The sequence below is a fragment of the Kitasatospora sp. NPDC004669 genome (genome assembly GCF_040609455.1).
Lineage (GTDB): Bacteria > Actinomycetota > Actinomycetes > Streptomycetales > Streptomycetaceae > Kitasatospora.
This window is the reverse complement of the sequence record NZ_JBEXKB010000090.1, coordinates 1-22,281: the sequence shown is the minus strand read 5'-3', so window position 1 is coordinate 22,281 and position 22,281 is coordinate 1. Positions and strand designations below refer to the sequence as shown.

The 22,281-nt window shown below is 69.9% G+C and carries 23 protein-coding genes and 3 pseudogenes; 13 read left to right on the top strand and 13 right to left on the bottom strand.

Going from position 1 to position 22,281, the window contains the following annotated elements; genetic code table 11:
• Positions 1-326: 326 nt before the first annotated feature.
• A complete protein-coding gene (locus ABZW30_RS41110; RefSeq protein ID WP_355676426.1) occupies positions 327-608 on the top strand; it encodes a hypothetical protein in 282 nt (93 codons plus the stop codon).
• Positions 605-907: a hypothetical protein gene (locus tag ABZW30_RS41105; protein WP_355676425.1), complete on the top strand. Its 303-nt coding sequence runs from the start codon at positions 605-607 to the stop codon at positions 905-907. The genes ABZW30_RS41110 and ABZW30_RS41105 overlap by 4 nt, the downstream gene beginning before the upstream one ends.
• A gap of 127 nt (positions 908-1,034) precedes the next feature.
• On the opposite strand, the gene ABZW30_RS41100 is transcribed toward ABZW30_RS41105, so the two are convergent.
• The 3 genes from ABZW30_RS41100 to ABZW30_RS41090 form a co-directional block, all read right to left on the bottom strand.
• Positions 1,035-1,349 (bottom strand): hypothetical protein, encoded by a 315-nt coding sequence (locus ABZW30_RS41100; RefSeq protein WP_355676424.1) that lies wholly within the window; start codon positions 1,347-1,349, stop codon positions 1,035-1,037.
• Between the two features lie 108 nt (positions 1,350-1,457).
• Positions 1,458-1,706, bottom strand: coding sequence for a ribosomal protein L7/L12 (locus ABZW30_RS41095; protein WP_355676423.1), 249 nt, complete (start codon positions 1,704-1,706; stop codon positions 1,458-1,460).
• Between the two features lie 118 nt (positions 1,707-1,824).
• The gene (locus tag ABZW30_RS41090) at positions 1,825-2,115 is read right to left on the bottom strand and encodes a hypothetical protein (protein ID WP_355676422.1); all 291 of its coding nucleotides are present in this window, start codon (positions 2,113-2,115) and stop codon (positions 1,825-1,827) included.
• A 994-nt stretch (positions 2,116-3,109) separates the two neighbouring features.
• Between ABZW30_RS41090 and ABZW30_RS41085 the strand changes: the two genes are divergently transcribed.
• Genes ABZW30_RS41085 through ABZW30_RS41075 form a run of 3 tightly spaced genes read left to right on the top strand, consistent with a single transcriptional unit; the run spans position 3,110 to position 6,236 of the window.
• Positions 3,110-4,216 carry a bifunctional DNA primase/polymerase gene (locus tag ABZW30_RS41085; RefSeq protein ID WP_355676421.1) on the top strand — a complete coding sequence of 369 codons (1,107 nt, stop codon included), beginning with the start codon at positions 3,110-3,112 and terminating at the stop codon, positions 4,214-4,216.
• Positions 4,213-5,835 (top strand): phage/plasmid primase, P4 family, encoded by a 1,623-nt coding sequence (locus tag ABZW30_RS41080; RefSeq protein ID WP_355676420.1) that lies wholly within the window; start codon positions 4,213-4,215, stop codon positions 5,833-5,835. The genes ABZW30_RS41085 and ABZW30_RS41080 overlap by 4 nt, the downstream gene beginning before the upstream one ends.
• The gene (locus tag ABZW30_RS41075) at positions 5,832-6,236 is read left to right on the top strand and encodes a DUF6009 family protein (RefSeq protein WP_350512420.1); all 405 of its coding nucleotides are present in this window, start codon (positions 5,832-5,834) and stop codon (positions 6,234-6,236) included. Before ABZW30_RS41080 ends, ABZW30_RS41075 begins: the two co-directional genes overlap by 4 nt.
• A gap of 149 nt (positions 6,237-6,385) precedes the next feature.
• On the opposite strand, the gene ABZW30_RS41070 is transcribed toward ABZW30_RS41075, so the two are convergent.
• On the bottom strand, positions 6,386-6,772 hold the full coding sequence (locus ABZW30_RS41070; protein WP_355676419.1) for a hypothetical protein: 387 nt from the start codon (positions 6,770-6,772) through the stop codon (positions 6,386-6,388).
• Positions 6,773-7,426: 654 nt separating this feature from the next.
• Between ABZW30_RS41070 and ABZW30_RS41065 the strand changes: the two genes are divergently transcribed.
• Together ABZW30_RS41065 and ABZW30_RS41060 are read left to right on the top strand one after the other, a co-directional pair.
• Entirely contained in the window at positions 7,427-7,876 is a 450-nt protein-coding gene (locus ABZW30_RS41065; protein WP_355676418.1) for a DUF6210 family protein, read from the top strand.
• Between the two features lie 87 nt (positions 7,877-7,963).
• Positions 7,964-9,517: pseudogene (locus ABZW30_RS41060) on the top strand (IS1182 family transposase).
• 136 nt (positions 9,518-9,653) lie between these two features.
• Here the strand turns inward: ABZW30_RS41060 and ABZW30_RS41055 are convergent.
• Both ABZW30_RS41055 and ABZW30_RS41050 read right to left on the bottom strand, forming a co-directional pair.
• Positions 9,654-9,938 (bottom strand): hypothetical protein, encoded by a 285-nt coding sequence (locus ABZW30_RS41055; protein WP_355676417.1) that lies wholly within the window; start codon positions 9,936-9,938, stop codon positions 9,654-9,656.
• Positions 9,939-10,033: 95 nt separating this feature from the next.
• Positions 10,034-10,582, bottom strand: coding sequence for a hypothetical protein (locus ABZW30_RS41050; protein ID WP_355676416.1), 549 nt, complete (start codon positions 10,580-10,582; stop codon positions 10,034-10,036).
• A gap of 384 nt (positions 10,583-10,966) precedes the next feature.
• Between ABZW30_RS41050 and ABZW30_RS41045 the strand changes: the two genes are divergently transcribed.
• Positions 10,967-11,599, top strand: coding sequence for a hypothetical protein (locus ABZW30_RS41045; protein ID WP_355676415.1), 633 nt, complete (start codon positions 10,967-10,969; stop codon positions 11,597-11,599).
• Positions 11,600-12,031: 432 nt separating this feature from the next.
• On the opposite strand, the gene ABZW30_RS41040 is transcribed toward ABZW30_RS41045, so the two are convergent.
• Positions 12,032-12,364, bottom strand: coding sequence for a hypothetical protein (locus ABZW30_RS41040; RefSeq protein ID WP_355676414.1), 333 nt, complete (start codon positions 12,362-12,364; stop codon positions 12,032-12,034).
• Positions 12,365-12,546: 182 nt separating this feature from the next.
• On the opposite strand from ABZW30_RS41040, the gene ABZW30_RS41035 reads away from it, so the two are divergent.
• Positions 12,547-13,167: a hypothetical protein gene (locus tag ABZW30_RS41035; RefSeq protein ID WP_355676413.1), complete on the top strand. Its 621-nt coding sequence runs from the start codon at positions 12,547-12,549 to the stop codon at positions 13,165-13,167.
• A gap of 327 nt (positions 13,168-13,494) precedes the next feature.
• Here ABZW30_RS41035 and ABZW30_RS41030 read toward each other — a convergent pair whose 3' ends face one another.
• Together ABZW30_RS41030 and ABZW30_RS41025 are read right to left on the bottom strand one after the other, a co-directional pair.
• The gene (locus tag ABZW30_RS41030) at positions 13,495-13,779 is read right to left on the bottom strand and encodes a hypothetical protein (protein ID WP_355676412.1); all 285 of its coding nucleotides are present in this window, start codon (positions 13,777-13,779) and stop codon (positions 13,495-13,497) included.
• Positions 13,780-14,286: 507 nt separating this feature from the next.
• Entirely contained in the window at positions 14,287-14,913 is a 627-nt protein-coding gene (locus ABZW30_RS41025; protein WP_355676411.1) for a hypothetical protein, read from the bottom strand.
• On the opposite strand from ABZW30_RS41025, the gene ABZW30_RS41020 reads away from it, so the two are divergent.
• Both ABZW30_RS41020 and ABZW30_RS41015 read left to right on the top strand, forming a co-directional pair.
• Positions 14,906-15,778 carry a hypothetical protein gene (locus tag ABZW30_RS41020; RefSeq protein WP_355676410.1) on the top strand — a complete coding sequence of 291 codons (873 nt, stop codon included), beginning with the start codon at positions 14,906-14,908 and terminating at the stop codon, positions 15,776-15,778. The genes ABZW30_RS41025 and ABZW30_RS41020 overlap by 8 nt on opposite strands.
• A gap of 660 nt (positions 15,779-16,438) precedes the next feature.
• The gene (locus ABZW30_RS41015; RefSeq protein ID WP_355676409.1) at positions 16,439-16,876 is read left to right on the top strand and encodes a hypothetical protein; all 438 of its coding nucleotides are present in this window, start codon (positions 16,439-16,441) and stop codon (positions 16,874-16,876) included.
• 428 nt (positions 16,877-17,304) lie between these two features.
• On the opposite strand, the gene ABZW30_RS41010 is transcribed toward ABZW30_RS41015, so the two are convergent.
• Positions 17,305-17,685, bottom strand: a complete 381-nt coding sequence (locus tag ABZW30_RS41010) for a DUF6221 family protein (protein ID WP_355676432.1) — start codon at positions 17,683-17,685, stop codon at positions 17,305-17,307.
• A gap of 201 nt (positions 17,686-17,886) precedes the next feature.
• Positions 17,887-18,075: pseudogene (locus ABZW30_RS41005) on the bottom strand (IS982 family transposase); the annotation flags it as partial.
• Between the two features lie 326 nt (positions 18,076-18,401).
• Here ABZW30_RS41005 and ABZW30_RS41000 point away from each other — a divergent pair.
• Both ABZW30_RS41000 and ABZW30_RS40995 read left to right on the top strand, forming a co-directional pair.
• Complete coding sequence (locus ABZW30_RS41000) at positions 18,402-18,770, top strand: hypothetical protein (RefSeq protein ID WP_355676408.1); 369 nt, start codon at positions 18,402-18,404, stop codon at positions 18,768-18,770.
• A 739-nt stretch (positions 18,771-19,509) separates the two neighbouring features.
• Positions 19,510-20,136 carry a type I-E CRISPR-associated protein Cas6/Cse3/CasE gene (locus ABZW30_RS40995; protein ID WP_355676407.1) on the top strand — a complete coding sequence of 209 codons (627 nt, stop codon included), beginning with the start codon at positions 19,510-19,512 and terminating at the stop codon, positions 20,134-20,136.
• 320 nt (positions 20,137-20,456) lie between these two features.
• On the opposite strand, the gene ABZW30_RS40990 is transcribed toward ABZW30_RS40995, so the two are convergent.
• Both ABZW30_RS40990 and ABZW30_RS40985 read right to left on the bottom strand, forming a co-directional pair.
• Entirely contained in the window at positions 20,457-21,695 is a 1,239-nt protein-coding gene (locus tag ABZW30_RS40990; protein WP_355676406.1) for a hypothetical protein, read from the bottom strand.
• Positions 21,696-22,048: 353 nt separating this feature from the next.
• A pseudogene (locus ABZW30_RS40985) lies at positions 22,049-22,281 on the bottom strand (hypothetical protein); the annotation flags it as partial.

Below are 22,281 nucleotides of genomic sequence, written 5' to 3'. Positions count from 1 at the left end.
GAGCCGCGGACTCCGGGCGCGGCACGCGGTGTCCTTGAGGAAGCCGCACGCCACTGGCTACGTACAGCGACGGACGCGTCAGCGGCGCCACTGCAGGCGTTTCCGCTGTGCACACGAACACGGTGGATGTCACGCGCTGTGCGGCCTCATTCGTCGGAAGGTGGACGACGCCATCCACAGCCCCTGACTTCGGCCCCTCCACCGGTCGGATCCGAAGGACGCCCACCACCGCACCGGCCCGCCCGATCGCCGCCCCGGGTGTCGGGCGGGCCGGCGAGGGGAGGACACTGGTACAGGACCGCCCGACGAGAGCCCCCGGAGGAACGGTGAGCGCCGCACCCGTGCACGGCCACCACGACGGCCGCCAGCCCATCGCCCGCACCCAGGACGCCGTCGCCGCCGCCCTGCCGTCGGCGCAGCGGATGGAGTTCTACCGGGAGATGGGCGAGGCCGACGACGAGACGATCGGCGGCGTCCTGCGCCGCTGGTGGCTGCGCGCCGAGCTCTACCAGGACCCGGAGGGCGACCGCATCCACGCCGCCGTCCAGAACGGAACCGCCCCCGGCACCTCCGCCTCCGCCGTCCTGCGACGCCTCGGCACCCTGTGAGCGCCCACGACGAGGAATCGTATGAGGCCTCGGACGAGGACGACCCGATCACCCTCTCCCCCGCCGTCGAGGAACTCCTCGCCGCCCCAGGCACCTCGCCCGACGTGTTCTCGGCCGTCGTGGCCTTCCTGGTCGATCTACGGGAGAATCCCTTTCCCCACCTGAGCCTGCCGGTACCGGGTCGGCCCGGAATGCACTCGGCACCACTGAACCGGGACTTGGGGCTGGTGGAGTACGCGGTGAACGAGGACATCGATCCGCCGCGCATCTACGTCTCCCGGATCCTTCGCGCCGACTGACCCGGTGGCCCGCCCGCCGGTGTCCGTCCGGCGCAGCACCCTGGTGCGACGGAGGGCCCGGGGTGGGCCTGAGCGGATCCTTCGGTTCCGAGAGCCCGCGTGATCACTGGTTGACTGATGTGGAGGGCTACTCCTCGAACCAGACGACCAGGCGCACGTTCCGGTCGCCGTGAACGCCGGCGAGGGTACGCATGACGGTCCACACCGGCTGCCATGGGCCGTCGGCGGGGACGGCGTCGCGGCGGCGGGCGCGTTCGGCGCGGAAGACCGTGGTGCCGGTGTCCCATTCGGTGCCCTCGGCCCACAGTTCACCGATGCGGTCGGGATCGATGGTCAGGGTGTCGGCACCGCTGGCCCTTGCGAATCCTCGGCTCCAGTCGTCCCGGTGCATGAGCTCCAGTGCGCCGTCCGGCTCCACTGCGTCGCCCGGGCGATGCTGCACCACGACGACCGTGACCGGGTCGGACCGGCCTACCGGCCGATGCTTCCCTGCGACGGAACGGTTGACCGGTGGACCCCATCGCTGCCGGAACACGGTTGAACGACGAGCTCAGTGCTGTACCTCGACGGCGGCTCCCGCCGCACGGAGCTCGTCCGCCGTCGCCCCGGCGAGGTCCGACGACACATCCTCGGCCACGGTCGCCGGCAGCTGGCCGAGGAGCAGCTTGCTGTGCCAGAGGCTGAGCCCGGTCCGCCGCCTGATGACCTTGGCGACCTCCAGGACGTGAGGACCCGGATCGGTCAGCACGACGCGGTTGGGCTCCTCGTCGCAGACCAGCTCGACGTACACGACATCCATCAGCGCTCCCCGCCGCTCGGCTCCTGCTGCGGCAGCGTAGGCACGTCCTGGACGCCGGGTCCATGGAATTTCGCTCCCGCCCGCCCGTATCCGGCCCCGCACCTGTGCCCGGTCTGTGTCAGGAGGCGCGCAGCAGTGAGGCCAGGTAGACCTGCGTCTCGGGGTCGGTCGAGTGGAGGCCGGTGCCGTGGGTGGCCCGGGTGGCGAGGACACGGTAGGTGTTCGGCGCGTACGGCAGGTACCTGTCGGGCGTCAGGTTCCGCAGCTGGGCCACGTCGTGGCCGGCTCCGGGGCGGGCGTGTCGGCTTTTCCGGCGGGGGGCGGGCTTCCAGTCCCACACCGAACGCTGCAGGCGGATGTCGAGGTTCCGCTTCATTGGCGCGGGAACGTACACGGCGACGACGGACACGTCGTGATCCTCCGCCGCTCGACTCTCCGCCGTGCGGCGGTGAGTTCGGTGGTTCGATTGGACGGCGACGCGGCCCGCCGAGCGGGAGATGGCGGCACCGGGGTCTGGTCTTCCAGATACCCGGGCAGTTCGGTAGCGGATTCCGTTCGAAGACCTGGTGTTCGGCGTCCCCGGCCTGCCAGCCGGCCGCTGCGGCGACTGATGCGGGACATGTCCGTACCAGAGTCGCTTGGGTCGCTTCGGTCGCTGACCTGGTGGCACGGAACCGGCTCCGGGGCGGGGCACCTGTCACGTACCGACGGATCGCTCAGCGACTGAGCGATCCAAGCGACCGAAGCGACCCACTGCGGGAACTCCTCGCAGGAGGGACGCCGACAGGCCACCGTGCTCGGTGGGGGCGCCACTCCCCCAGTCCGCCCCAAAGCTACTGAAGCGACCCAAGCGACCGAGACCAGGACTTGCCGGCAGACCCGACACGCGCGACACGCCGAGGGCCAGTGCCCGAGAGACTCAGTCGCTTTCAGTCGCTGAGCTTCAGTCGCTGGACAAAGCCGCAGGTCAGAGCCCATACACTCGTCCCATCAGCGACTCAAGCGACTCAAGGTTGGGTATATGAAGACATTCCCGTGTGCGTGTGCGCGTTATAGACCCGGGCTTCAGTCGCTTCAGTCGCTGTTTGCTGGGTTTTTTGGCTCTGACCTGCGAAAACGTCGGTGGACCGAAAACAGCGACCGAAGCGACTCGGTCGCTGCCGCAGGGCTCGGTCGCTGAGATTGCCCGCAAACTCGGCCAGTTCGGGACCGTATGTCCTGGCTCGGCTAGTCTGTGTGAGCTATCTTCTGGACTTCGGTCGCTTCAGTCGCTGCTTCGGCGTTCGCCAGTGCTCTGACCTGGCTTTTTGCCCTCAGCGACTGAACGAGCGACTCAACATCGGGCAGCTACCGAGCGACTGAAGAAGCTGAAGCAGCTACCGAACCAAGGGGAAGGGACCAGCGTGACGGCGCCGAAGGCCGTGGGGAGCGACCGAGCGGAGCGTCAGCCGGACGCGCTGACCGTCGCGCGCTGGTGTGCGGCTCAGGGCTGGCCGGTCCATCCGCTGGCCCCCGGGCGCAAGACCCCGCCCGCGAACTGCCAGGCCTGCCAGGATTCACCGCACTCCCCCGCCGAGTGCACCTGCCCGCGCGTCGGTCGCTGGTGCCACGGCTTCCACGCCGCCACCGTCGAACAGGACGTCCTGTCGGCCTGGTGGCACGTCAACCCCGGCTTCGGCGCAGGCGTCGCCTGCGGTCCTGCGGGCCTGGTCGTCATCGACGTCGACAGCCACCCGGGCGCCGTCCCCTCCCGGGACCGGATCCTGCCCGGCATCCCGATCCACGAGCACGTCAACCTCGAAGGCCTGGAGAACGGCTACCACACCCTCGCCCTGCTCGCGGCCCTGCGCAAGGCCCCCGACCCGGCCGAGGACACCGGTACCCTGCGGGTGAGGACCCCCTCCGGGGGCCTGCACATCTGGTACCGCGACCACGCCCACCACCGGTTCACCTGTTCCGCCGGCTCCTCCACCGGACGGGCCCTCGCCTGGCAGGTCGACGTCCGGGCCCACGGCGGCTACATCGTCGTCCCCGGCACCACCACCGCCAACGGCACCTACACCCCCCTGCCCGGCGCCACGATCCCGGCCCCGCTCCCCCAGTGGCTCGCCGGGGAGCTCATCCGCACCGGCCACCTCAAGGACCGCCCCGGCCAGCAGCCCAGCACCCTCCAGCCGGCCGTCCCCGACCGCGCCCGCCAGGCCGTCGTCGCGGCGGGCGGAGGGAAGCGGGGCGCCGAACGGGTCCTGGACACGGTTCTGCAGGACGTCACCGACTGCGCAACCACCCCTGAGGGCGCAGGCTTCACGGGGAGGCTCAACCGCGCCGCCTACACCGTCGGGGGCCTCGTCTCCGCCGGACACCTCACGCACGCCGCCGCCGAGCAACTGCTCACCGACGCCGCCCGCACGGCCCGTCCCTCCCAGGACCGGCACAACTCCGCCGTCATCCGCTCCGGCCTCACCGCCGGCGCCCGGCAGCCCCTGCACATCGGGAAGGCCCGCGGATGAGCGACAGCACCCGCAAGAGGACGGTCTTCGACCCCGTGGCCGCCGCCCAGCAGATCCTGGAGTACCCGCCGGTCCCCGGCCCCTCGCAGGCCCCCTGGCACGGCACCGCCGTCCAGGAGAGCCTCCTCGACACCCCCGCCCCCGTCGCGGCCCCGCAGGCACCCCTCCAGCCCCTCCTGACGGCCCAGGTCCCCCAGCACGCCCAGGCCCAGGCGGGCCCGCAGGCGAGCCCGGACGGCCTGCTGCCGGACTCCCTGTCAGACCGCGGCAACGCCAAGCTCTTCGTCCACCTCTACGGACGCGACTATCGCCACGTCCCCGGCATCGGCTGGTACCGCTGGGCCACCCACCGCTGGCAGCTCGACGAGGACGACACCGTCCTGTGGGCCGCCGGCGAGATGGCCGAGAGCATCGCCATCCACGACCCCCGAGGCCTCTACACCAACACCGACCTGCGTCGGCACCGCCGCCGCGCCCTGTCCACCTCGGGCATGAACGCCATGCTCGCGCAGGCCAAGTCCGCCCCTGGCATGGTCCTCAACGCCGCCCTCCTGGACGCCGACGCCTACGCCCTGTGCACCCCCGGCGGCGTCGTCGACCTGCGCACCGGCGCCATCGTCCCGCCGGACCCCAAGGTCCACCACCACTCCCGCTCCACCAGCCTGGCCCCCGCCCGGATGCCCACCCCGCGCTGGGACCGCTTCCTCACCGACACCTTCGGGGACGACCGGGAAGGCCGCCAGACCCGCGACTTCCTCCACCTGCTGCTCGGGTACTCGATCAGCGGCGACGTCGGTGCCCAGGTCATGCCCTTCCTCTACGGACAGGGCAAGAACGGCAAGTCCGTCCTGCTGGACGTCATGATCCAGCTGCTCGGCGACTACGCCGACGCTGCCCCGCCCGGCTTCCTGATGGCCAAGACCTTCGACGGCCACCCCACCGACCTCGCCGAGCTCCACGGGCGCCGCATCATCGTCTGCTCCGAGCTCAAGCCCGGCGACCGCTTCGACGAGGCCCGGGTCAAGCTGCTCACCGGCGGCGACAAGATCAAGGCCCGCCGGATGCGCCAGGACTTCTTCTCCTTCGAGCCCACCCACAAGCTCTGGCTGCTCGGCAACCACCGCCCCGAGGTCGGCACCGGCGGCTTCGCCTTCTGGCGGCGCATGCGCCTGATCCCGTTCGAACGGGTCGTCCCCGAGGAACGCAAGATCGACAACCTGGCCCACGTCCTCGTCGCCGAGGAGGGCCCGGGCATCCTCGCCTGGCTCATCGACGGTGCCCGCCGCTACTTCGCCGGTGAGAAGGACCTGGCCGGCCCCCAGGCCGTCCAGACCGCCACCACCGCGTACGCCGAGACGGAGGACCACGTCGGCCGCTTCCTCAAGGAGGTCTGCGTCACCGGCGAGGGCATGCGCGCCGAGCAGTCCCAGCTCTTCGGCGCCTACACCCGTTGGTGCGGCTTCGAAGGGGCCAATCCCGTATCCGGCCGTGCGTTCGCTGCACGAGTTCGCGAGACACTGGGTATGACCTCTCCCAAGGAGATGGTCCTGTCCAACAGCCGCAAGTACTACCCGGGCATCGGCCTGATCACCGACGACACAGAGGAGCAGAACGCGTGAGCGCGCTGATCGACCCGGCCGAGCTCGCCCACGAAACCGACCTCGTCTGGCTTGAGGACACCACCGACCTCGACTACGTCCGCCAGTCGCTCGACCGCCTCACCACCCGGCGCGGCCGCCCGGCCTACCACCGTGACGGCCGTATGGTCGGCTACGCGATCCTCGGCCCGGACGCCAAGTCCTCCCGAGCCTCCGGCACCTTCCGCCGCCGCGTCTTCTGGCTCCTCCCCCACGACCGCGACCAGGACCCAGAGGGCCTCTACACCACCGGCGCCCCCTCCGAGGCCGTGGACCCGCGCACCGTCGCCCCCGGCGTCAAGGGCTACAAGACCGAGCGCTCCGAGGGCGGCCCGGCCTCGCCGGCCATGCTCGAGCTGGGGATAACGCTCCCGAAGGCCTGACGGCTTCCGAACGCGACGGTGGGGTGCGGCCTGATCACGGGCCGCACCCCACCTCTGTCGCGTGTGTGGGCGGGGATTCCTCGCGCAGGCGGTCGGTCTCCGTCCATGGGAGAGCAGGCGATCCGCTTGTCGTCTGCCGCGGGCTGTGCTCACCGTCGCAGATCCAGCTCCGCTTCATCCGCGTCGAACCACCACGGCTGCGCACCCCACATCGGGTGGCCTCCGAGCAGGCGCCGGGCCAACGGCTCGCACCCCTCAGGGGCGCCATGGTGGACCAGCGCCGCGACGACGGCGTCCACGGCCCCGGCGGGGGCCGCGGAGTCGCCGAGCACCGGTAGGAGCAGCAGCAGACGCGCATCGGAATCGGTCACACCGGAGGCTCCGTCCGGGGCGTGGAGGATCGCGGTGAGCTCAGGCCGGCACAGGCCCGGACCGATGCGGTCCTGATCCGTGCCGGCCAGGACCGCATCAGGGTTGCCCGGGCGGGCCGGGAAGCAGTCCGAGCTCATGTGGTCCTCGCCGCTGTTGTCGTGCACGACGATCTGTAGTGCACGACGATCGCGAGCCCGTTCTCCAGGGGACCGTGAACATCGGCCAGGCCGACTTGTCGTTCAGACGCTCCAGCATGGCGCCGGCATCCGCGGCGTCCACGCCGAAGGCCTCCGGTGGCTCGCCCTCGCACAGGTCGACCAGATACGCGGCCCAGAACCCGGGCTCGTCCAGCAAGGGGAGACCGTCCACAACGGGAGCCGAGGAGTACCAGTGTCGCGCCATCGCCATGCCGCGATTCCGGTGCACGAAGACCGGCTCTGTTCGACCGCCCCACGAGCTACCCGGACTTCAGATCGGCGGCCTGGCGTCGTGAGATGTTTGGAGGGTGGTGACGGCGTGGCCGTTGCCCGGGTCGGCGGCGACGCCGGGCAGCCACAGCCCGGGGCGGGGCGGGGAGGACAACGGTGTAGCGGGGCAGCGATCAAAACGCCGGTCGACACAGGCCACGGCTCCCGAATTTTCCGCGGAAAATTCGGGAGGCCACGGGGAGCTCGCGCTCAGGGCGGTCTCTTGAAAATCCATGGATTCGGTCGGCCCCGCCCGGGTTGGATGCCGCTATGACTCCTCGTCCCGCAGCATGCGGGCAGAACGCCTTCGCCGTCGGGGCCATCGCGCCGACCCGCACTGGAGAGCCCTCGATGACAGCGCCGACACACGACACCCCGACCAAGCGGTCCGTCTACCTCGACCCGGACGGGTGCGGCGGCGGGTGGATGTTCGTCATCGTGGCAGCACCCACAGGGGTCGTCTACCAGAGCCAGTGCGGCGGCTACTCCTGCGCGCAGTACGAGCAGGAGGGCTACCTGGTCCCGCTCCACGGCACGGACCTGGACGAGGACATGAAGGCGATCTTCGTCGGTGAGCTGAAGGGGCACGGCTACCAGGGCCGGGAGTGGTCGGCCGAGGTACTCGACCGGCTGCGGGCAGCCGTCGACTCCTTGGGCATGTACCGCTCCGGTCGCCACGACGACCTCTACCCGATGTCCCTGATCCTCGATGAGTCCCGGCTCTCGGAGGCGGCCGAGGCCTGGATCCCCATCGTCACTCCCGACGGCCCCGGTGTACTGGTCTGGGAGAACTCCGACTAGAAGTTCACTGAAAATCAGGGGTTCTGGCCTCGCGCCGAGCGGTGTGAGGCCAGACTGCTGTGTGTGCAGGGGGAATGGGTTGGGGAACTGGTCGGGCCGGACGTGTGGGAGACCTGCCGGGAGCTGATCCCGGTGGGGAGCGTGTTCGCGTTTCTGGCCGAGCACCGGGAGGCGCTGTTCCCGGGCTCGATGTTCGCGGACATGTACCCGTCGCGGAACGGGCGGCCGAGCATGCCGCCGCAGGTCCTGGCCGCCACGATCGTGCTGCAGTGCCTGCACGGCTTGTCGGACTTCGACACGGTCCAGGAGCTGCGCTGCGATCTGCGGTGGAAGGCCGCCTGCGGGCTCGGCCGCAACGACACCGCGTTCGACCCGTCGCTGCTGGCCTACTTCCGCCGACGCCTGCAACGCTCGGCGGACCCGAACCGGCTGGTCACCAAGGTCAAGGAGGTCGTCGCGGCCACCGGCGTCCTCAAGGGCAAGCACCGCCGGGCCCTGGACTCCACCGTGCTGGACGACGCGGTGGCCACCCAGGACACCGTCACCCAGCTCGTCGCCGCGATCCGCCGGGTGATCCGGGACGTGCCCGGCGGCGAGAAGACCGCCGCCACCTGGTGCACCGCCCACGACTACGCCGACCCCGGCAAGCCACGCATCGCCTGGAACGACGAAGTCGCCCGCGCCGCACTCGTGGACGCCCTGGTCACCGACGCGCTCAACCTGCTCGGCCGCCTGCCCGAGCGGCAGCTGGACGAGAAGGCCGCCGACGCGGTCGGGCTGCTGGCCCTGGTCGCCGGCCAGGACGTGGAGGTCGCCGACGGCTCCGACGGGCGCGACGGGCGCTGGCGCATCGCCCGCGGCACCGTCCACGACCGCGTGGTCTCCACCGTCGATGCCGAGGCCCGCCACATCCACAAGAACCGGACCCGCCACCAGGACGGCTTCCGCGCCCATGGCGCTTTCGAACCCGAGACCGGCCTGCTCACCGAGGTCGAACTCACCCGCGGCAGCGGTCAGGAGAACCACGAGGCAGCCGCCGCCGAGGTCCTCCTCGCCGACGAGACCGAGGACCTGACCGTCCTCGGTGACACCGCCTACGGCACCGGCGACCTGCGCGAAGCCCTCGAAACCGACGGCCACACCCTCGCCATCAAGCCCCCGCCACTGAAACCCGCCGTCCCCGGCGGCTTCACCGCCGACGACTTCCACGTCGACACCGCCAAAGGCGAGGTGACCTGCCCCGCCGGCCACACCAAGGCCCTCGGCCGGCCCGACTCCAACGGCGCCCGCACCGCCCAGTTCAAGAAGCTCTGCACCCACCGCCCCCTGCGCGAGCGGTGCACCCGCTCCAAGACCGGCCGCGCCTTCCACGTCCACGCCCACTACGACCGCCTCAAAGCCGCCCGACAGCAGGCGGCCGACCCCAACTGGTAAGCCGAGTACCGGCGCTGGCGCCCACCCGTCGAACGCGCCATGGCCTGGCTCACCGCCAGAGGCAACCGCAGAGTCCCCTACCGAGGCGTCCTGAAGAACAACACCTGGCTCCACAACCGCGCCGCAGCCCTCAACCTCCGCCGCCTCATCAACCTCGGCCACACCCACACCGGCCACACCTGGACCATCACCCCCGCAACCACATAGCGCAGGAGGGGCTGTCCCCAACCGGGACAGCCCCTCCGCCAGCAAGATCTTCAGGACCCTTCTAGAGCCGGTCCGGCCGCGGTCGGATGCCCCGGTGGGGCGAGGCGGGGTTGTGCGCGGAAACCGGCGACGGGGGCTACTCGGGCGGGATCAGTGTGTAGTTGGGCACTGGCCTCTCGCGTTGCGCGTCGTCCCAGTTCCAGATCTTCCTGGTCTCGGGTCGGGGACAGTTCCCGAGATGGATCCCACGCAGGCACGCACCGCACCAGAGTGCGGCCATGACGCTCCCGGAGGACGACCTCGGCAGGGTGAAGACCAGGTGGAGGTCGGCCCGTCCGCAATCCGGGCACACCCGGCCCGCCGGCGTGGAGTCGTCGAACCACGCCTCCTGGTAGATGTCGAGCCATTCCGGGAAACCCATCGGACCACCTTTCGAGGCCGTCGCCGTGCGGCCCGTCGTGAGACGGTCGCCGTGCCGGAAGACGATCCGGTTGCTCTGCGGGCGGGAACGGCCTGTCAGCCCATCCGTCTCGCCCAGTCCGTCAGCACCACGAAGTCGTTCGCCGTCAGTCCGGTCTTCGGATCGACGTGATGGAGGAGCGTCGGACCGTGGTGGTGGGCCTGGACCCAGGCGCGATCCGCGTCCGTGATCCGGTCGCCGACCCAGGCGAACGGACGGCCCCGCGCCCAGGCGACGACCTTCGGCGTCTTCCAGAACACGCCGCCGTCGGGCTGGGGACGCGGGTCGGGCCAAACGATGACCGGCAAGGCGGGCAGCCCAAGGAGGGGTGCGAGGAAGGTGTTGGCCTCCTCCTCCCACGTCGTCGCCCACACCAGGTCGAACGGCAGGGCGGCGAGCGCCGATCCGTGAGTCGGGTTGAGCCAGACCCGCAGTGGCTTCGCCGACTTGTGCGGAAGGCCCCAGGCATTGAGTCGGCGGCGTTCGGCCGCCTCCCACCGCGGTGTCATCAGCCGGCGCGTCTCATAGCCCTCGGGACGCCGGTACGGCTTCGTCGCGGACGGATTCAACGGTCCGTCCACGTCCACCAGCAGCACCGGCCGCATCAGGTCCCCCCCCGGATCGTCCCCGTACGGTACCGGCCCGTCGACCACAGGCCCAGTGGGTTTCCCCGTGATGTCTTCGTCGTCAGGGCAGCGGCGTGCTCCGCGCCACGCTCGGCGGTGTACTCGGCCGGGGCGCCTCCTCGCTGCTCGCCCCTGCCGACTGCCGAAACTGTTCCGAGGATGAGGTCGGACGATTTTCCGCGGAAAATTCCGCAGCCTCGGACGCTCGGCCTTGACGGTGTCCAGGCCGTCGAAGCGGAGGAGGCGGAGGAGAGGGAACGCGTCCGGTGTACCCCGGGCCCGACCGTGGAGTGGTGCCCGGGGTCCGGGCCATCACGCGGTTCCCGGTTCGACCGGCCGGTCATGCCGGTAGCGTCGGGGGGCGTGGCGGAACACTCGTACGAGAACATCACGATCGAGCTACCCGACTTCGGCGCGCCGGTCCGGAGACCTCCGAGGATGTTCTTCGGGGCCGACCGGGGGGACCAGAACTTGGCGGCTCACCTCCTGTCGGCCATCGGGAAGGATCTGCTTCATCCGCCGGCGTCCGTCGCCTCGGCCCATGCGCTGCAGGCCCGACTGGAGGTCACCGGTGACAGGGGGACCACCGTCACCGTGAACCAGCCCCACGCATGGGAGCGCCCGCGTCTGCCCGTTCCCAGGGGATGGGCCACTGCCTTGCTGGGAGACGAGTGGTGGTCCCTGTGTGCGGCGGCGGCGTTGTCAGCCGAGGTGACCGTCGAGCGGTGGTGCGGGGGACAGGGAGCCAGGCAACGCCTGGCAGGACTTCGACCGCTGGCCGACATCGAGGAGTTCCGGCCGTCGGACTGCGGTAGCGGTCTGCGCGTGAGCGCCACCCTCGACCCGGCGCATGTCGGGACCGACTTCCTATTCCCCATGGACCTCGCAGAGCTGAACCTGCACGACCCGGACTGCTCCGTGTCTCCGGGGACGGGGCATGTCCTGATTCGGGATCATCGGAGCGGCCTGGCGGCGGGGGACGTGTTGCACCGCTGACCCTGGCAGACCGCATACGCTGGGCCCCGCCGGCGGGCTCCGGATTTTCCGCAGAAAATTCCGTGGTTCCCTGATCCGCAGACGGCTCAGTGCCACGGGCCCTTCACAGCCCTGCCGTCTCGCCGTCGGACACCCGCTTTCGCCGGCGGCTTTCGCCGGCGGCTTTCGCCGGCGGCTTTCGTCGGCGGCTTCCGTCGGCGGCTTCCGTCGGGGGCTTCCGTCGGGCCAGGATTTTCCGCGGAAAATCGGAGCCGGGGAAGCCGAGGCCGGTCGGGGTGATAGGCCTGCCAGCCCGACGCCGGCAGGCTGCCGATGGCCCGGACCCTGTCCGCTCGCCCCCACCGACATCGCCACAGGACAGCCACCGGCAGTAGGGACCGTCTCCGGCAGTCTCCGAAATTTTCTGCGGAAAATCCTCCGAGTGGATCGCGGTCACTCCCGACGGACCCGGGCCGGTACCGAGGGATACGCCAGGTGCTTCGGCCTCCCCGCGATGTCCACGGGCATGTCGTCCAGGTAGTGGGCACACTCCGGGTGCGCCTCGACGGTGAAGAAGCCGCTCGGGTCGAAGAAGTCGACGAAGACTTCGTCGGAGACGCCGCCGGGGCCGATGCTCGGGGGAGTGAGCTTCAGCTGGATGTTGCCTGGCGTCTCGCGGGAGCGGGCCGCCCACCGCGCCGCCCTGCGTCCCCGACCACGTCGCCGAGTCGCCGAAAGCCATTCCCCATGGTTCGTATCGTGGACGGCGAGGTCAGACCGCTTCATGAGTACCCGTACTCAACTCCACGTCCCGTACCCACTCCATCGGCGGTGCCGTGGCCCCGATGAGTTGGTTGCTTCCTCTCTGCCGACGACCGACGACGGCCACAGGAACGCGTACGCCGACTGCTCGTCAGCGCTGCCCGGTTCCACGCGCGGGTGGATGTCAGTGGCATCGGGGATGCTCGATGGCTGCTGTCATCAAACCAGGGGGCCTTCAGATGCCGATCCGTATCGCCAGCCGTCGCCGCACGACGGCGTCACTGACCGCCGCGTTCCCCGGCGCCGAGATCATCGACGTGACCTCCAAGGCATCGGAACCGTGGGTGCGGTTGAGCCCGTTCTACCCGCACGGCGGCATCCCGGTCCCCTACGGCGACGGAGTGACCAGCCAGTCCGTGGAAGGGATCTGGCAAGCCCTCAAGGCCTTCCAGGACTCCGACGTCGACCCCGCGAAGCTCGGGGTCACCACGATGAAAGGGCTGAAGCGGACGGTCCGTCGGTACGGCCCCGTCCGAGGCCATCGGACCGGTTTGGACGGTGACCGGCTGCTGCCCTATGAAACGGCTCGGCGTCGGATCTACCTGCCGGCCTACCGCTGGATCCTCGAGCACCGGGTCGCCGACCTGGTCGAGCTGCTCAGGAACAAGGACGACATCGTGTTCTTGGACTACACCACCAACGGCGACGTCACCGACCCCGCCAGCCCGCTCTCCCACGCCGCGCTCATTCAGCTGCACATCGAAGGGCGCTGGCCCAGTGAAGACGACATTGAGGCTTCTCGCAGCATCAACGGTCGAATGCCATGAGTGATCCGACGCCGGTGCCGACGCCGACGCCGGCACCGGCACCGGGCGTGCAGGCTTGCGTGGTGCCGGACTGCCACCGCCATGGTCAGTGCATGCCGAGCGACGCGCTCAAGGGCCGACCGCCCGCTGTGCCAGAGGTGGCTGAGCCCCATCGATTTTCTGCGGAAGATTCTGCGGCCCCGGCAGCTGTAGCGGTGTCGGTCTTCGAGGCGTCGCTTCGTCCGCCGGCCCCGTGCTCGCAGGCAGCTGGTTTGTTGGACCGGATTTTCCGCGGAAAATTCCTGGCTCTGATGCCTGGACCGGACCCGCTGTCAAGGCACCCGGAGGTCACGGTCGGCGGACCTGCGCCGGCAGGGAGAGGGCGGGCAGGTGTTGCGGCTTCCCTTCGGAGTCGACGGGGGTGTCACCGAGGTAGCGGAGGCACTCCGTGAACGCGCTGACTTCGAGGAGGCCGCTCCCGTCGTAGTACGCGACGAGGACGGTGCCGGAGACGGAGCCTGGGCCGATGTTCGGCGGCTTGCGCTTCAGCCGGAGGCCGTCGAACTCCTCGTAGGAGGCGACCTTCCAGCCCTGTCCGATCAGGGCTCGGCGTGCTCGCTGTGCCGCGTCCACCGCCTGCGGTTGGGGGAGTCCGGTAACGGTGTAGCCCGCGTCGATCGCGGCGGTGCGGGGCTCGTTGGGCGGGTTGTCGGACAGGTTGTCGAGGACGTTTCCGAGTCCCCGCCTGTGGCAGTCGTAGACGTCGGCCTCGATGCCTCCGGCTGTGCCGCAGGTCGAGTACCGGGGCCTGCGGCAGGCCGACGGCGTCGTAGGCGGCCAGTGCCCGGGCGTTGAGATGTTCGGCGGTGGCGGCCGGATCGGCCACCGGGAACGACTCCCTCTCGAAGGCCCCGCTGAGCGTCACCGCGCTGAGCGTCACCCCGCCCAGCACCACCGTGGCCGACAGCGCCAGGCCGGTGAGCAGAATGGCTGCCTTGTGGCGCTGACTGGGGTGCTGAGAACCGTTCTCCATGGGTCCGTATCGTGCCCGGGGCCGGACGGCTGCCGCATGAGTAGTCGTCCGGGCGCCGCGTGGGGATGTGTACTCGACTCGTCCTTCCGCTCCCTTCGGTGCGGCCGTCAGGTGAGCATCCGGTGCGCCGTCTCGCGGAGCTGGTTGTCCAGGTGCTGACGCCGGCCGTGAATCCAGATGGTGTCCTCGCTCATCAGGCGGCGTTCGCTGGTCGCCCAGTGCAGCAGTCGCGGTTGCAGGTGCGGCGGGTGGGGTGGCCCGATTCGTCGCAGTGTCTGGAGGGTGTTCACGCCCACGGGTCCCATGGGGTCGAGGAGCGCGGTCAGGACCGGGGCCGTGACGGACGGGTCGTCGGTGATGTTGAAGTGGGCCTCGGCGGCGTGTAGCCGGTAGCGGCTGTTGCCGTTGTCGAGGTGGCGTTCGATCAGCGGCAGCAGTGGTGCGGCCGCCGGGCCCAGACGGGCAGCCTCCTCCAGGTGCCGTCCCGTGTTCGTGAGGTGGTGTTCCAGCAGTCGCAGGGCCGGGTGTGGGTCGGCGCCAAGGCGGGTGGCGGTCACGGCCGCGGCTATGGCGAGGGTGTCGTCGGCGGCGGTCGTCTGCACGAGGGCCTCCAGGGCGTCGAGGATTTCGGTGTCGTGGACGGCCCAGTCGCCGAAGCGGTGCAGGAGCGTCGGCGTGGGGCGTCGGCGTGGGGCGGCGGCGCAGTAGGTGGATGAGGTCGGGCAGGTGGGCACGGGCGGCCTCGGGGGACAGGGCCGGGTAGAGCTCGTCCAGGCCGCGGCCGTCGGGGTGGCGCAGGGCGAGCCGCTGGTGGTCGGGGCGCTGGGTGTGGGCGGCGAGGGCGGCCAGTGCCCTCGGACAGGGGGCGGGGATGTCGGTGAGCAGGCGCTGGTCGCCGAGGTGGCCGAGGAGTTCCTGGGCCCGTTTGTTGGTGGGTGCGTGGGGGAGGAGGCGGTCTCCGAGTGCCGGGTCGGGGTGGGAGACGCCCGGCAGCCATGTGGCGATGGCATCGAGGAGGCCGAACAGGTCCCAGGGGGCGTGATCGTGCGCCAGGGCGGCGGTGAGCAGGCCGATGGTCTCGTTCTCGCGGTCGCGCCAGAGTTCGGAGAGCCGCTGGGCCCGGCGCGAACCGCGGATCTGGTGGTCGCCCTGGGCGATCCAGCCGCGGGCCACGGCCGTGAGGGCGTCGGCGTCCTCGGCCAGCTCCCACGGGCGGCAGTCCACGGTCCCGATCCCGGGAGCGAACTCACCGCTGCTGACGGAGAACTCGGGGTCCCCGCCGGCCTCGGTCAGCACGGCGACCACATCGGCCGGGTATGGCGCCTTTGCCCGCTCCAACAGGTCGACGGCGGCGGCTGCGCGGACGGCTGGTACCGGATCCGTGAGCGCCGAGCGCAGACGGCCGTCGACTGCTCGCGCGTCGGGGTCGAGCCGGGTCAGGACGGTCAGCGCCTCCGCCCGCACGGCGGCGGAGGGGTCGGACTCGAAACAAGCGGTCAGCTCGCGCAGCGCCGCCGGCACGGTCGCACCGGTCGCCCGACGGGCGATGCGCACCATGTTCCGGCGTATCTGCGGATCGTCGCGCAGCAGGTGCAGTAGCCCGGCCACCTCCGCAGCCACCCGCATGCACCCCTGTACCTCGTCCTCGAACTCCGGCTCAGCCTCGGGACCCCCGGTACCGGCCAGCGCCGCGAGCACGCTCGCGCGCTCGTGGACGCCGTGCACCGCGGCGTGCGCGAGGAAGGGGATGGCCGCCACCGCAGCCGACGACACCGACCCCCTGGTGCAGCACCCGGCCGAAGAACTCGTACATGGCCTTGTGTGCCTGCTCGGGGTCGCCCGAGTACAGGTCCCGTATCCAGCCCGGGACGTCGTCGGCGCTCCCGTAGGCGTGCCTCAGCGACGGCCAGTCGATCGTGTCCAGCTCTTCAGGTGATTTCACACCTGCGCACTCTAGGCACCAGATCGGACAACGGCCGGTGGCGTGGGCAACCTCCGCCTCGCAGCTCACCGATTTTCCGCGGAAAATTCCTGCGCCGGCGACTGGGACCGAACGTGGACGGGAGAGGGGCCACGAGGTGCCGCCTGACCTCCCCTGAACCCATGACAGGACCACTCGAGGCGGGGGAGTCGGCATTGGTCCGATGCGCCTTGACCGCTGGCGTTCGAACCAGCAATGCTCCTGACGGTGCTTGCCGAGCCGAGGCCTTCGGCCGAGACGAGTACCAGTCACAGTGCTGATGCCCGGGGGAGGCCGATGTGGCAGGAGACGTCGATGTACCAGGACCTGAGCCGGACTGGGAGACGGCCCCGGAGTACCAGGGCGGCAAGCACAACCCCGCGTTCCAGCAGAGCGCATGGGAGTTCGCCGCCAGCTCCTTCCACATCGTCGCGGGGCTTCAACCACCGCTGGACGTGCTCGCCGCGCGACTGCGCCTGAGCGTCGAACGGACCTGGGAGGACCTTGGCTACGTGAACGTTGCCATGTTCCGCATCAAGAGGACGGACTTCGCCCTGAGTGAGTTCGAAGGCGGGCATTCCCCGTACACGGCCGTCTGGGTGAGCCGCTCGTCGGACAACGTGGAAGCAGCGCTCGACATCCTGCTCGGCGCCCTTGGCATAGGCCGTGAGGCGTTGGCGTTCCACGGCACCACGGAGACCGGCTTCGAGTATCGCAACGGCTGGACCGGGGGATAGGACCGCATCAGCTGCCGCGCCTCGTCGGCGCGGTAGACCTGCCCGTTCTGGGGTTCGTTGCACAGTGCGTGCTGAGTCCTGCCCAAGTCTGAGTTGAGCTCGAAGCCGGGATCACGATTCTGCGGTCCCACCTCGATTCACGCCTCGGGCTTTGAATACAAAAGACCTCATAGACAGGCAATAAACCTCGTCCATGCCGATGACTGACCGACGCGAATCGGCAAGGTGACCTCAGGCCCCATGGCGCCGAAGTTTCTCGGCCTGCCAAGAAGATCAAGGGCGTGGGAAGCATCGCCGGTCTGCCTAAGAGCCGTCCCGTAACGGCCGCGGGCGTCACTTGAGTGATGGCGGCGGCGGACCTGGGAGTGACTCCGTCCGCCAGGCCCTGCCTGACAGCCGCGCGCTCGCAGGCTGAGAAGCGCCAGTCGTCAGGGCCGCCACTCTTCGCGATAGTCGACGTGGTCGGCATAGACCGACGCAAGCAGGTGGACGGCAGTGTCCAGTCCGTTCTGGAGGGTCGGCAGGGGCGCCACCTCTTGCCGGCCTTCGTAGGCGTCCACGATCGCCCGCTTGGCTGCCACCTCCGCAAGGACACGCGCCGGGTCGAAGCGCGCGATGTGATCTGCAGGACCGAGGAAGACATCTGCGATCTCGGCGCCGGTGTCCAGGACAACGACCGTTCGCTCGGCCCGCCACTGCCCGCTGCCCATCATGGCGTCACGGGCGTGGTTCCAGTCGTCTTGCAGCCTTGCGCGGAGGAAGGTCACCACATCTGACGTCGTCTTGTCAGCTTCCTCGTCCTGAGCCATGAATGGATACTCGGGCAAGAGCCCCAACCCGTCCATAGCGAATGAGGCGGCGCGGTCGGGGTGTGGGCGGCCTCGGAGCAGCCGTCGCCATCCGGAGCGTGGTCCGGGAGACCAGGGTGGAGCCGCCGGCTGCCATGATCTTGGTAGGGCTGGTGTGATCACGGCGTCGGAGCCGTCCTGGGTAGCTCCGTTCACCGGGCTGAGCCCCCGCCACTCCGAGGTGTAACCGAGCAGCGCGGACATCACTGCGAGGGTGACCGGCTCGGTGTCACTGAGCTTGGGCGCGATCCCGACCGCCGGGCGCCACGGAGCCAGATGTGGCGAAGCCTTCAGCTGGTCGTCGGTCCTGACGCAGGGTGCCGGTGCGAGGGTGTCCGATTCTGTCTTCACACACCGACATCGGACACCCTCGTGCCATATCCGCAGGCGATCCCTTGGGCTTGGTCGGCGTGGGGGCAGTCGGGTGCCGGCGCCTGTCCTGGCGAGGTCTGAGGTCTCCATCCCCCGTGCGGGGGAGTCGAGTTGGACCTTGTGCATGATTCGGCAAGGCGGGCTGCGAGACAGCATGGGGCCATGGTCACGTTTGGGACACCGACAGCCGCCGTCGTCTTCGAGAGTCAGCCCCCTGCCCGTTGGGTGGTCCGAGTCGCGCACATTGCGGCACTCACTGCTGTGCCGTCCGGGATCTGGCGGATCGCGATGGGGTCGGCATACCGGTGGGATTCAACACCACGGGATTGGACATCCCAGGCTGGTTCAGCGCCATGTGCATCGCGATGAGCTTGGGTACCGAAGGGCTCACGTTACTCACACTTGGGCTGGTCAAGCCCTGGGGCGAGGTGGTGCCGGGCTGGATCCCGCTGATCGGAGGCAGGCGTGTCGCGCCGCTGGCGGCGGTGAATCCGGCGTTGCTCGGCGCGGCCGTTGTGATGCTATTGACGATCCCCCGGGCGGGCGGCTTCGGAGGGCTCCAGGGAGCCCCGACCGGGCCGGCGCTCGTCGTGATGGACGCCTGTTACGCACCACTGCTGCTATGGGGCCACTGCTCGTGGTCGTCACGATCTCCTACTACCGGCGGCGCCTGAACCGAGCAGACACTGAGCAGACGCAGTCAACCTCGTTGCGGCCCTCCCGGATCCCTTGGATTCATCCATCCAGGTGGGGGCGCTCCGGTTTGGGAAGGGGGAAGTCTTGACGCCAGAGCCTCAGCGGACAGCACCCGGTGTCGGGGGGAGAGCGGCGGGCTGACCCCGTGGGTGCGCAGAGGAATGGAACACCTCGATCCAGGCCCGCTTTGAGGCCGGCTGACCCCCGCTGGCGCGGGGAGTATCGGTTCAGAGCTCGGAACCTCCGGCCCATCCCGGCGTCCACCGGGAGTAGGAACGGGCAGCGTATCGCCTCATCGCCGGTGGACGAGGTGCGATCCCCTGGTCGGGCTGTAGAGCGGTCGCCCGACGGGTCCGCTGAGGCATTCGCCGCCGGGGGACAGGACGATGACGCGCCGTCGGTTGACGCGGACGGTGCTGGGGTCTCCCATTCCTTCGACGGGCGGGAGGTGTCTGAACCAGCTGTGCGGGATCGGGACGGTGTTCAGCAGCTGGTTTCGCTGCTGGGCGCGGCGGGCGTCCCGGACTCGGTAGCACGTGGAGTCGGCCTCGCCTCGCGAAGGCCGCCCTGGTCGTAGCTGTAGTAGACGCGGGGGCGTCCGGTGCCGGCGGTCTGTTGCCGGAACAGGTCGTCGAGTAGGCGGTGGGTGGCGGCCAGGGCGTAGGGGGCGTGGACATACCTGTCCGGGTTGCCAGGGCTGGTACCGGTCGGGGGATCATGAACCGGCTGGTCATGTCCGGTTTCCACGGCTGGACCGAGCCCGGCGAGGCGGGCCCACGCGCCCAGATGGGCATCCTCAACACCTGGACGCTGGACCTGAAGAACAACAGCCTGGTGCTGATCGTCCAGTCCCGCCTCCAGCCCGACTGGTCGTCCATCCTCCGCGCGGTGCTCGCCGACGAGATCGCCCGTCTCCAGGTCGACACCACGGTGTGCACCGGCGCCAGGTACGGCTTCCGGATCGTCGTGAACCCGACCCGGACCGCCAGACCGTGTCCGCGGACGGAACCCTGGTCCGCAAGCGGCTCTCCAATACCACCCCCCCGCTACGTCAAGGACTGGTTCGTCGTCCGGCTCCAGCCCGGCGGCGCCGACCGCGTCGGTCCGGGCGGCGTGCGCCGCATCGGCGCCGACGTCGACCTGGACACCCTGGCGATCCGGATGCTGCCCAAGCTCGGCCTGGCCGCCAAACACCAGGACACCAAGATCGGCCGTGCGGAGATCAAGGGCGCCCGCACCGTCACCGACCCGCACGCCTTCGTCGACGCCCGCGCCACCGGCGTCGGCCGGGCCCGCGCCTACAGCGCGGGTCTGCTCCTCGTCCGGCCTCCTGCGGGCGGCTAGCGGCGGTAGCGCGACAACACCCGGGGCCCGCAGCGCAATTGTGCACGCCGCGAGTCCCGGGGTTACAGGCTGAGGGTCAGGCGGTGTGGGGGAGCCACGGCACCCGGGGCTTGAGCGTTCTCAGTCGCCGGGCTTGATCAGGTCGAGTGCGTGGTCGGCGTGACCTGTAGTGATCGGTGGCGGCGCGGCCCGCTCCGCCTTACCGAACAGATGTCAACGGGCCGAGTGATCCCCCTTTGCAGGGACTTCACCAACGACGTCGGGAAAGCGGACGGGAGCCGCTTCCCGAGGCCGACGACCTCGGGAAGCGGCTGGCCGACTCAGTTGCTGCGGGTACGACGGCGGGTCAGCACGACGGCGGCGCCGCCGGCGGTGAGGAGGGCGCCGGCGATGCCGGCGGTCAGGCCGACTCCGTTGGCGCCGGTTTCGGCGAGCTCGGCGCCGCTGTGGGCGGCGGCGGTCGGCTTGGCCGCCGCCGCGGTGGTGGTGGGCGCGGTGACCGGGACGACCGCGGGCGCGGTGGTGGTGGTGGTCGGGGCGGGCGCCGGGGTGTTCTGGCCTCGGCACTCGGGGGCGCCGTCGACCGGGGTGGCGGCGATCGGCTGCTGGACCCAGAACAGCGTCTCATCGGCACCCGGGAAGTAGCCGAAGTTCAGCGAGGCGTCCTTGGCGGTCTTGAAGTTCCTCCCGAGCGTGACGCGGGCGTTGAGCACCCGGTTGTCCACCGGGCCGGTGGCCCACTTGGTCAGGTCGACATCCTGCCCCTCGATGCCCCCGGCCTTCATGCCGACCTTGTGCCAGCTGCCGTCCTTCGGGTCCTGGACGTCCACCTGGGCGTCACAGGCGGCCGGGCCCTCCATCGAGCCGTACTTCTGGCCGGCCCAGAGGAAGAACGCCGCCTTGGTGAGGTGCCAGTCGAAGCCGTTGGCGGTCTTGATCGAGACCTGGAAGGCGTGCGGCTTCCCGTCGGCCGGGACGTCCTTGGGCAGGCCGGTGACGGCCGTGGTGAGGCCCGTGGTCTTCACACCCTTCCCGAAGGCCCGGGCTGTGAAGTCCTTGGCCTGGCCGTTCGTGCCCATGGCGGACGCCAGGAAGGCCTGGAGCTCGACGTCCTGGTACGGGCCCTCGTGAGTGGACTGCACCAGCTTGAACCGCAGCTTGAACGTGCGCGAGGCGTGCGGCTGGACGTCGATCCCGGCGCCGGTCAGGTCGGTCGCGACACCCTGGTGGCCGGCGGGCTTGGCACCGAGGTCCTGGTCCACCAGCTTCACCGGCTGCCAGGCACCGGAGGTGCCGTCCGCGTACTCGGCGGCGACCTGGTCCACGCCGAGCATCTCGTAGCCGAAGTACAGCACGAGGTGCTGGCCGCTGTAGGGCGCGTCCGCGTCGTTCTTGACCGTCACGGTGCCCTCGGACCATCCACCGCCGGCCTCCACCGAGGCGAAGCCGTCGATCGCGACGGAGTGCTCCTTGTCCTGCCCCGCCGCCTGGGCCGGTAGGGACAGCGCGAGCGGGGACGCGATCAGGGAGGCAGTCAGAATTGCGTGCCGAAGTCTCAACTCAACCTCAAAAGTCCGAAATGGCCGCAATCTCTGCGGCAACGCGTGGAATCCCCCCACCGCGTCGGGCCGGAGATTAGCCGATCACCATTCAGTAGGCCAACTACATGGAATTACCGACCAGCCGCCGGCCCAGGACTTGAGGGCTCTCAGTCGCGGGCTCGATCAGGTCGAGTACGTGGTCGGGGTGTGATCTGTGGTGATCGACGGCGGCGGCGAGGCTGCGTCAGCCGACGAGGTCGGCGAGGGCGATGGTGGTGTTGCGCAGGCCCGCCATGACTCGGGGCGCGTCGCCGCCCAGCTCGGACCGCGAGCCGACCGACATGGGTGAGGACTTCGACTTCGATGACGCCTCAGTGGACGTTAAGTCCGTTTCTGGTAGCGGCCTCGTCCGGGTTGGCTGAGGAAGCCTTGGCGGGTGAGGCGTCCGAGGCGGCTGCGGGTGATGTTGACGGACGCCTCGTCGGTGGGCATGCCGAGGAGTTCGTGCACTCGCGTGCCCGGAATGCCTGGTCGGGGTGCTGGTTGAAGGCATTCACGATGGCCTGGTAGGTGGTGTTCGTCTCGGGTGGTTCGGATTCGGCTC

What these genes read in the sequence shown, in the direction of transcription:
- ABZW30_RS41095 (WP_355676423.1), bottom strand. Translation starts at nt 1,706, where the DNA reads ATGGATGTCGTGTACGTCGAGCTGGTCTGCGACGAGGAGCCCAACCGC.
- ABZW30_RS41080 (WP_355676420.1), top strand. Translation starts at nt 4,213, where the DNA reads ATGAGCGACAGCACCCGCAAGAGGACGGTCTTCGACCCCGTGGCCGCC.
- ABZW30_RS41065 (WP_355676418.1), top strand. Translation starts at nt 7,427, where the DNA reads ATGACAGCGCCGACACACGACACCCCGACCAAGCGGTCCGTCTACCTC.
- ABZW30_RS41055 (WP_355676417.1), bottom strand. Translation starts at nt 9,938, where the DNA reads ATGGGTTTCCCGGAATGGCTCGACATCTACCAGGAGGCGTGGTTCGAC.
- ABZW30_RS41050 (WP_355676416.1), bottom strand. Translation starts at nt 10,582, where the DNA reads ATGCGGCCGGTGCTGCTGGTGGACGTGGACGGACCGTTGAATCCGTCC.
- ABZW30_RS41040 (WP_355676414.1), bottom strand. Translation starts at nt 12,364, where the DNA reads ATGAAGCGGTCTGACCTCGCCGTCCACGATACGAACCATGGGGAATGG.
- ABZW30_RS41035 (WP_355676413.1), top strand. Translation starts at nt 12,547, where the DNA reads ATGGCTGCTGTCATCAAACCAGGGGGCCTTCAGATGCCGATCCGTATC.
- ABZW30_RS41010 (WP_355676432.1), bottom strand. Translation starts at nt 17,685, where the DNA reads ATGGCTCAGGACGAGGAAGCTGACAAGACGACGTCAGATGTGGTGACC.
- ABZW30_RS40995 (WP_355676407.1), top strand. Translation starts at nt 19,510, where the DNA reads ATGAACCGGCTGGTCATGTCCGGTTTCCACGGCTGGACCGAGCCCGGC.